The organism is Gordonia sp. OPL2, assembly GCF_003797825.1.
Taxonomy (GTDB): Bacteria; Actinomycetota; Actinomycetes; order Mycobacteriales; family Mycobacteriaceae; genus Gordonia.
The window spans coordinates 38,741-45,342 of sequence record NZ_RKME01000038.1; the positions used below are offsets into that span (position 1 = coordinate 38,741).

Sequence of the window (6,602 nt, forward strand, 5' to 3'; positions counted from 1 at the left end):
TCGCGCCATGATCTCGGTCGATCAGCTGGCGGCGGTTCCGTCGCTGGGACTGCGTTATCTCGCGGGTGAGCGAGGCGGATCTCGGCTTGTCACGTGGGCACACGCGTGTGACCTCGACGATCCATGGTCGTGGTTCGAAACCGGCGATCTCGTGATGACCACCGGTGGTGGGCTCCCGGCCGAGGAAATCGAACAGCGCGAATGGATCTCGAAGCTGATCGACAGCAGGGTGAGCGGTCTCGTCGTCGCACCCAGTCCGACTGCTCCTGACGTGACCCCCGGCATGCTCGCCGTCGCCGAGGACAGAGGCTTCCCCGTTCTCGGTGCGGATTTCGACCTCCAGTTCGTCTCATTGGCCCGCACGGTCATCGAGAGCGCGATCGAGTCGGAGCGCCAGCGGGTGGCGGCGATCAAACGCCTGTACGACGTCTACTGGCAGTCCCTGCATCGTCGAGGGACATTGGGGGAGCGGCTGTCGGCCCTGGAGCGGTCCACCGGATGGACACTTCAGGTGCGCGATCTGGTCGCCGGCGAGGCGGTCGCGGTGGGCCGGCGCGCCTTCGACCGCGGCGACCAGACCTCCGGCGGTGGCGCGGAGGTCGAGATGCCCGGGGTGGGTCGTCTGGTCCTCACCGCTGGTGCGGATGCCGCGGAGGTGACCGACCGGCCGCTCCTCGAGCATGTCGGTGGCCTCGTTGCGCTGGAGCTCGAACATGCTGCGGTGCAGCGTGATCGGATGCGCGCATCCGGCGAGGCGTTGCTGAACGGCCTGCTCGACGAATCGATCACCCTGTCCGCGGTATGGCCCGAACTGAAGCACCGCGGCATGAGTGGAGGTGTCGCGGTGGCCTGTTGGGAGACCCCGGACGGATCTCCGCTCGATCACCTCGGCGTACACCACCAGCTGTGTCTGCAGAACTGTGCACCATTGATCATCCCCCGCGAGAACATGCTGATCGGTGTGGTCCCGTTCGATGTCCAGCTGTTGGAGCAGGTGAGTGTCGCACTGGCGCCGAACTGTGCTGTCGGAGTGTCGATTCCGCTGGCGCTGAACTCCCAGGTCCCGGAGGCGGCGCGTCAGGCGCACCTCGCGGTGGTGCGGGCTCACGACCGCGGCGTGTCGGCGGTCGCCTACGGTGAGGAGGAGACGAGTGCGGACGTCCTGCCTGGCAGCGTCGACGACATCCGACGGCTGGTTCGTCGGGTACTGGGCCCGCTCATCGACCATGATGCGAGCAACGACGGGGAACTCGTCGAGTCCGTGCGGGTGTTTCTCGACAATGACGGCGTCTGGCAGAAGTCGGCCGACGCGCTCAACATCCATCGCCAGACGCTGGTCTATCGCCTCAAGAAGGTCGAACAACTCACGGGCCTGAAGCCGACCTCGACCGAAGGATCGGCACTCCTGTGGCTCGCGTTCACCGGTGCGGACCGTGCCGGGGTCACATTGTCGGACGGCGGGTTCTGACCTGCGGCCGCCGGATCGCACCGAACGCTCCGACGACGCGCACCCGCCTCCCGTGGCCGTCGGCCATGCGGGAGGCGGGTGCGGTCTGGCGAAAGGTGGGTCGTCAGCGCGTGCGCGGTGGTGTCTCGGACGGTGAGCTGGTCCGGACGTCGGCGTGGGGGATCGGATCGACGGATCCCACACCTGTCGCGATCTCGAACTCCGCCGAATGCGGAGCATCAGGGACGTCGGTCGCGGAATCAGAACCAGAGGGACGCAACCGCTTCCGGATGAAGTAGATCACGACCAGTGCCGCCCAGACGGCCACGCCCTGGATCAGCTCCACGCGGTTCTGGTCGCGGATTCCCATGCTGACCAGCACCGTGACGATGGCGAGGGTGACGAGGATCGGCAGACCCGGGTAGAGCCACATCCGGAACTGCAGGATTCCCGGGTTCTCGCGCTCCCACTGTCGGCGAAGCTTGAGTTCGGAGATGCAGATCATGAAGTAGACGAACAGGAAGACTGCACCGGAGGCGTTGATCAGGAACAGGAAGACGGTGTCCGGCCAGAGTGCCGACAGGACAACGCATCCGTATCCGACGACCGTGCACGACAGGATGCCCTTGACCGGCACACCTCGCTTGTTGGTCGCGCTCATCCACCGCGGTGCGTCTCCCCGGGCTCCCATGACGAAGAGCAGGCGCGAGGAGGTGTAGAGGCCAGAGTTCAGCACGGACAACACCGCGACCAGGATCACCAGGGTCAGCAGATCGGCCGCACCCGGGATGCCCACCCGGTCGAGCGCGGTCACGAACGGCGACTCCCCAGGGACCACGGTGTTCCACGGGACGATGATCGCGATCAGGAACGTGGAGATGACGAAGAACGCGAGGATGCGGAAGACCACCGAGTTGACCGCTTTGCGGATCGCCTTCGCGGGTTCGGCCGACTCGGCCGCGGCGACGGTCACCACCTCGACCCCGGTCATCGAGAAGATGACCACCACGACGCCGACGAACAGGGTCGAGATCCCATTGGGGAACAGCCCGTCGTGTGCGGTCAGGTTCGAGAAGTCGATGTCGGCGCCCGGCCACAATCCGAGCACGAAGAGCAGCGAGATCGAGATGAACGCGACGATCGCGACGACCTTGATCCCGGCGAACCAGTACTCGGCCTCCCCGAACGCGCCGACCGACATCAGGTTGATCAGAGTCATGATCACCATCAGACCGAGGGCGATGGCCCAGACCGGGAGCGCCGGAATCCACTTGTTGATGATCTGTCCGCCGACGACGGCTTCGAATCCGACGACGATCACCCAGAAATACCAGTACAGCCAGCCGGTGGTGAAGCCGGCGAGAGGTCCGAATGCCATCCGCGCATAGTCGGTGAACGACCCCGTCGATGGTTTGGCTGCCGCCATCTCACCCAGCATCCGCATCACGAGCAGCACGATGAGCCCGGTGATCGCATAGGTGATGCAGGCGAGTGGTCCGGCCTCGGCGATGATGGCGCTGGACCCGACGAACAGTCCTGCGCCGATCACTCCGCCCAGGGAGAGCATGGTCAGGTGCCGCTGTTTCAAGCCCTTTTTCAGCTGGCTGGTGTCTGGAGCAGGTGCGATTCCCATGAGACCTCTTCCTTCCCGCTCGACAACCGAGGTGGCTGATCGATCGAGTTGTTTGTGATGGGAGTCACCTTCCAGGGTTCGGTGCGCACACACCATTCGCAATACCGACAGGATGACGGCGGGCGTTCATACAGGTGTACGAGCGGTGGGTGAATCGCCTAGGTGAGGACCGTGAACAGCTTGGCGATCTTCCCGCCCTCGATGAGGGCGACATCAAAGCCGGACGCGATCACCTCGTCGGAGCCGGGTGCTACCACATGCCACGCGAGGTGACCCATTCCCGGAACCTGGTGAATCGGACCGGCTTTGACGAAGTGCATGCCGGCAAGAGGGCCGTCGAGGAGCGCGGCGACCTTCGCGGAGATCTGCTCGTGTCCCGTCACGGTGCCCTCCGCGTCGGTGAACACGACATCGGGTGAGTAGGTGCGTGAGATCGCGTCGCGCCGACGGTCGGGATCGCGCTCGTCGAACACCTCGAGCAGGTTGGCTTCCATCAGGCGGGTGATGTCGTCGGTCACTTGTCCTCCAGTCGGCGGTCTGGAGCGAAGGTTAGTCCAGGTGGGAGGGGTGTGCACCCGGGTCCGGCGATCTATGCGGCGCCGCTGTTGGCCCTTCGTCCTTCGCCGACCGTGCCCAAGTTTTCGCCGACCGTGCACGACGATCAGCACGTCGCCGCGGCGGGGCGATCGATAGAACACGGTCGACGAAAAACAGGACACGGTCGGCGAAAATCAGGGCACGGTCGGCGAACTGTCGGACCCGGCAGGACCGCGGCCGGACTAGTCTGATCCCGTGACCGCATCTGTCGCCGAGTACATCACGATCAACCATCCGACGCCGGATACCCGTGTATGGCACGAGATCCACGGGGACGGCCGGCCCGTCGTCTTGCTGCACGGCGCGTTCTCGGGCGCGTCGTCGTGGGGCGGTCAGGTCCCCGCCCTGGTGGACGCCGGCTGGAAGGTCTACGTTCCCGAGCGCCACGGGCACGGGCACAGTCCCGACGTGACCGACGAGTTCCACTATGCGGACATGGCCGAGGAGACCATCGCGTATCTCGACGAGGTCGTCGGCGGTCCCGCCGAGATCGTCGGCTGGAGCGATGGGGCGGTGGTAGGCGTGCTGGTCGCGCTGCGTCGTCCCGATCTGGTCCGTCATCTGGTGCTGATCGGCCAGTACTACAACAGTTCGGGGCGCGCCGTCGGCGGTATCCTGGACGCGCTCGATACCGCCGACGACGAGATGATGGGTTTCTTCGCCGCGGAGTACGCATCCGAATCCCCGGACGGGGCAGATCATTTCCCGGTCATCTTCGACAAGACGATGGCGATGATCAACTCCGAACCCGAGATCGATCTGGCCGATTTGTCGGCGATCACGGCGCCGACGCTGGTGATGCAGGGCGACCGGGACGAGGTGACCCTCGAACACACCCGCGGGGTCGTCGACGCGATCACCGGAGCGCGTCTGTGTGTCCTGCCCGGCTCCCACCTCATCCCGATCGAGACGCCGGCGGCGGTCAACGCGGTGATCGTGCAGTTCCTGGGTTCCGACCACTGATCCGGCTTCCCCCGCGCTCACCCCGCCGACTGCGCGAACTGCTTGCGGTACACGGTCGGTGAGATCCCGTATGCCACTGCGAACTTCTGTCGCAGCGTGACGGCGCTGCCGAATCCGCTCGCGGTCGCTACCACGTCCACCGGCCAGTCCGTGGTCTCCAGCAATGCGCGGGCCCGATCGAGTCGTCGGTCGAGAACCCAACGCGCAGGGGTGGTCCCGGTGGCGTCACGGAAGTGCCGCACGAAGCTTCGCCGGCTCATGCTTGCCCGGTCGGCAAGGGTGCCGATGTCGAGTGTCTCGTCCAGATGTGCCAAGGCCCAGTCGAGGATCTCGGCCATCATGCCGTCGTGCGCCGGCCTCGGCAGTGGCCGCTCGATGTACTGGGCCTGGCCGCCCTCACGATGTGGTGCGACGACCAGCGACCGCGCCACTCGAGATGCGGCCGCGGACCCGAGGTGTGTGCGCACCAGATGGACACACGCGTCGATCGCGGATGCCGTACCGGCCGAGGTGAGCACGTCACCGTGGTCGATGTAGAGCACCGTGGAGTTCACCCGCGGTCCCGGCCGGCGCTGCGCGAGACGATCGATCGCCTCCCAGTGGGTGACCGCGTCGCGGCCGTCGAGCAACCCGGCATCGGCGACGGGAAACGCGCCGAGGCACAGTCCGACGACGGTGGCGCCGCGATCGTGCGCGTCGGTGATGATCCGCCGCAATCGTGGGTCGAGCTCGGGCAACGACATCGGCCAGGAGGGCATGATCACGATGTCGGCATCCCGGGTGACCTCAGGTCCACGGACCTCGGCGATGGGGTAACCCTCCGCGGTGCGGATCGATCCGGCACGATCCGACCACAGCTCGGTCGTCCAGTCCGCGGCGATGTCCAGACGCCCCACCTCGCCGAACACCATCAACGGTGCGGCCAGGTGGAACATCGTGATCCCGTCGAAGGCGTGGACGGCGATGCGCATGAACACTCCTGACGGTCGGGCGACAGCGTTGGCCTGAACTCATCGAAAGTATGCATTCATGCCACTCGTGCGGCAAGGCCGTCTCCCGAAGAATCGATGACGGAGCACATCCGCCATGACAACCCGAGGAGCCACCTCATGACCGCACCTCGCCGCGCACTCATCGTCGTCGATGTTCAGCAGGAGTACTTCGACGGTCCGTTGCAGATCCAATACCCGCCCCACGAGGACTCGCTGACCAATATCGTCACCGCTGTCGAAGCAGCCACGGCGCAGCGTGTCCCGGTGGTGGTGGTCCAGCATCAGATGCCCGCCGGAGCACCGGTCTTCGTCGAGGGCACCGACGGTTGGGATCTCCATCCGGAGATCGAGAAGCGCATCGATGCGTCGACGAAGCGGGTCCACAAGATCCACGGAAGTGTCTTCGCCGGCACCGATGTCGCCGAGTGGCTGCGCCAGAACGACATCGACACCATCACGATCGTCGGGCACATGGCCAACAACTGCGACCTCGCGACCGCGGTCGAGGCCGAAGGTCTCGGGTTCGCCGCCGAGATCCTCTCCGATGCCACCGGTGCGATCAACCTGTCGAACGACCGGGGTTCGGTGTCCGCACGTGACCTGCACGAGACATTGATGGTGCTGCTGCACTCGAACTTCGCGGCGGTGACCACCACGCGCGGATGGATCGAGGCGCTGGATTCCGGCGAACCGCTCGAGAAGAGCAACCTGGTCGTGTCGGCGATGTCGGGTCGGGAGGCGGCAGCCTCGGTGTGAAAAAGGTTGTACGGCAATGTGATAAGAGCTACTCGGTTCCGCCGATGGGCGGCGCACCCCGATTCTGCAACAGCACCTTGGTTGTGACGGTATTTGTCAACCTGTCTGAGACAGGACCTGGTTCTGTTTCTGTTTGTTGTTGATGCCGACGATGCTGGGGACTTCAGGTGCCCGGGGTGGGTGCCGGTAGCGCTGCGGGTTGGCTGCGTAGAGG

6 protein-coding genes are annotated in these 6,602 nt (G+C 65.4%); 3 read left to right on the top strand and 3 right to left on the bottom strand.

The genetic code is table 11. From position 1 onward, the window contains the following. The first annotated feature begins 7 nt into the window (after positions 1 to 7). A complete protein-coding gene (locus EEB19_RS24110; RefSeq protein WP_187589856.1) occupies positions 8 to 1,468 on the top strand; it encodes a PucR family transcriptional regulator in 1,461 nt (486 codons plus the stop codon). A 103-nt stretch (positions 1,469 to 1,571) separates the two neighbouring features. Here EEB19_RS24110 and EEB19_RS24115 read toward each other — a convergent pair whose 3' ends face one another. Both EEB19_RS24115 and EEB19_RS24120 read right to left on the bottom strand, forming a co-directional pair. Further along, positions 1,572 to 3,080: an amino acid permease gene (locus EEB19_RS24115; protein ID WP_187589857.1), complete on the bottom strand. Its 1,509-nt coding sequence runs from the start codon at positions 3,078 to 3,080 to the stop codon at positions 1,572 to 1,574. Between the two features lie 158 nt (positions 3,081 to 3,238). Next, on the bottom strand, positions 3,239 to 3,598 hold the full coding sequence (locus tag EEB19_RS24120; protein WP_262365887.1) for a nuclear transport factor 2 family protein: 360 nt from the start codon (positions 3,596 to 3,598) through the stop codon (positions 3,239 to 3,241). A 274-nt stretch (positions 3,599 to 3,872) separates the two neighbouring features. Here EEB19_RS24120 and EEB19_RS24125 point away from each other — a divergent pair, with 274 nt between their 5' ends. After that, entirely contained in the window at positions 3,873 to 4,640 is a 768-nt protein-coding gene (locus EEB19_RS24125) for an alpha/beta fold hydrolase (RefSeq protein ID WP_187589858.1), read from the top strand. A 17-nt stretch (positions 4,641 to 4,657) separates the two neighbouring features. Here the strand turns inward: EEB19_RS24125 and EEB19_RS24130 are convergent, their stop codons facing one another. Next, entirely contained in the window at positions 4,658 to 5,611 is a 954-nt protein-coding gene (locus EEB19_RS24130) for a GlxA family transcriptional regulator (protein ID WP_187589859.1), read from the bottom strand. Positions 5,612 to 5,749: 138 nt separating this feature from the next. Between EEB19_RS24130 and EEB19_RS24135 the strand changes: the two genes are divergently transcribed. Then, positions 5,750 to 6,388: an isochorismatase family protein gene (locus EEB19_RS24135; RefSeq protein WP_187589860.1), complete on the top strand. Its 639-nt coding sequence runs from the start codon at positions 5,750 to 5,752 to the stop codon at positions 6,386 to 6,388. The last annotated feature ends 214 nt before the right edge of the window (positions 6,389 to 6,602 follow it).

What these genes read in the sequence shown, in the direction of transcription:
- EEB19_RS24110 (WP_187589856.1), top strand. Translation starts at nt 8, where the DNA reads ATGATCTCGGTCGATCAGCTGGCGGCGGTTCCGTCGCTGGGACTGCGT.
- EEB19_RS24115 (WP_187589857.1), bottom strand. Translation starts at nt 3,080, where the DNA reads ATGGGAATCGCACCTGCTCCAGACACCAGCCAGCTGAAAAAGGGCTTG.
- EEB19_RS24130 (WP_187589859.1), bottom strand. Translation starts at nt 5,611, where the DNA reads ATGCGCATCGCCGTCCACGCCTTCGACGGGATCACGATGTTCCACCTG.
- EEB19_RS24135 (WP_187589860.1), top strand. Translation starts at nt 5,750, where the DNA reads ATGACCGCACCTCGCCGCGCACTCATCGTCGTCGATGTTCAGCAGGAG.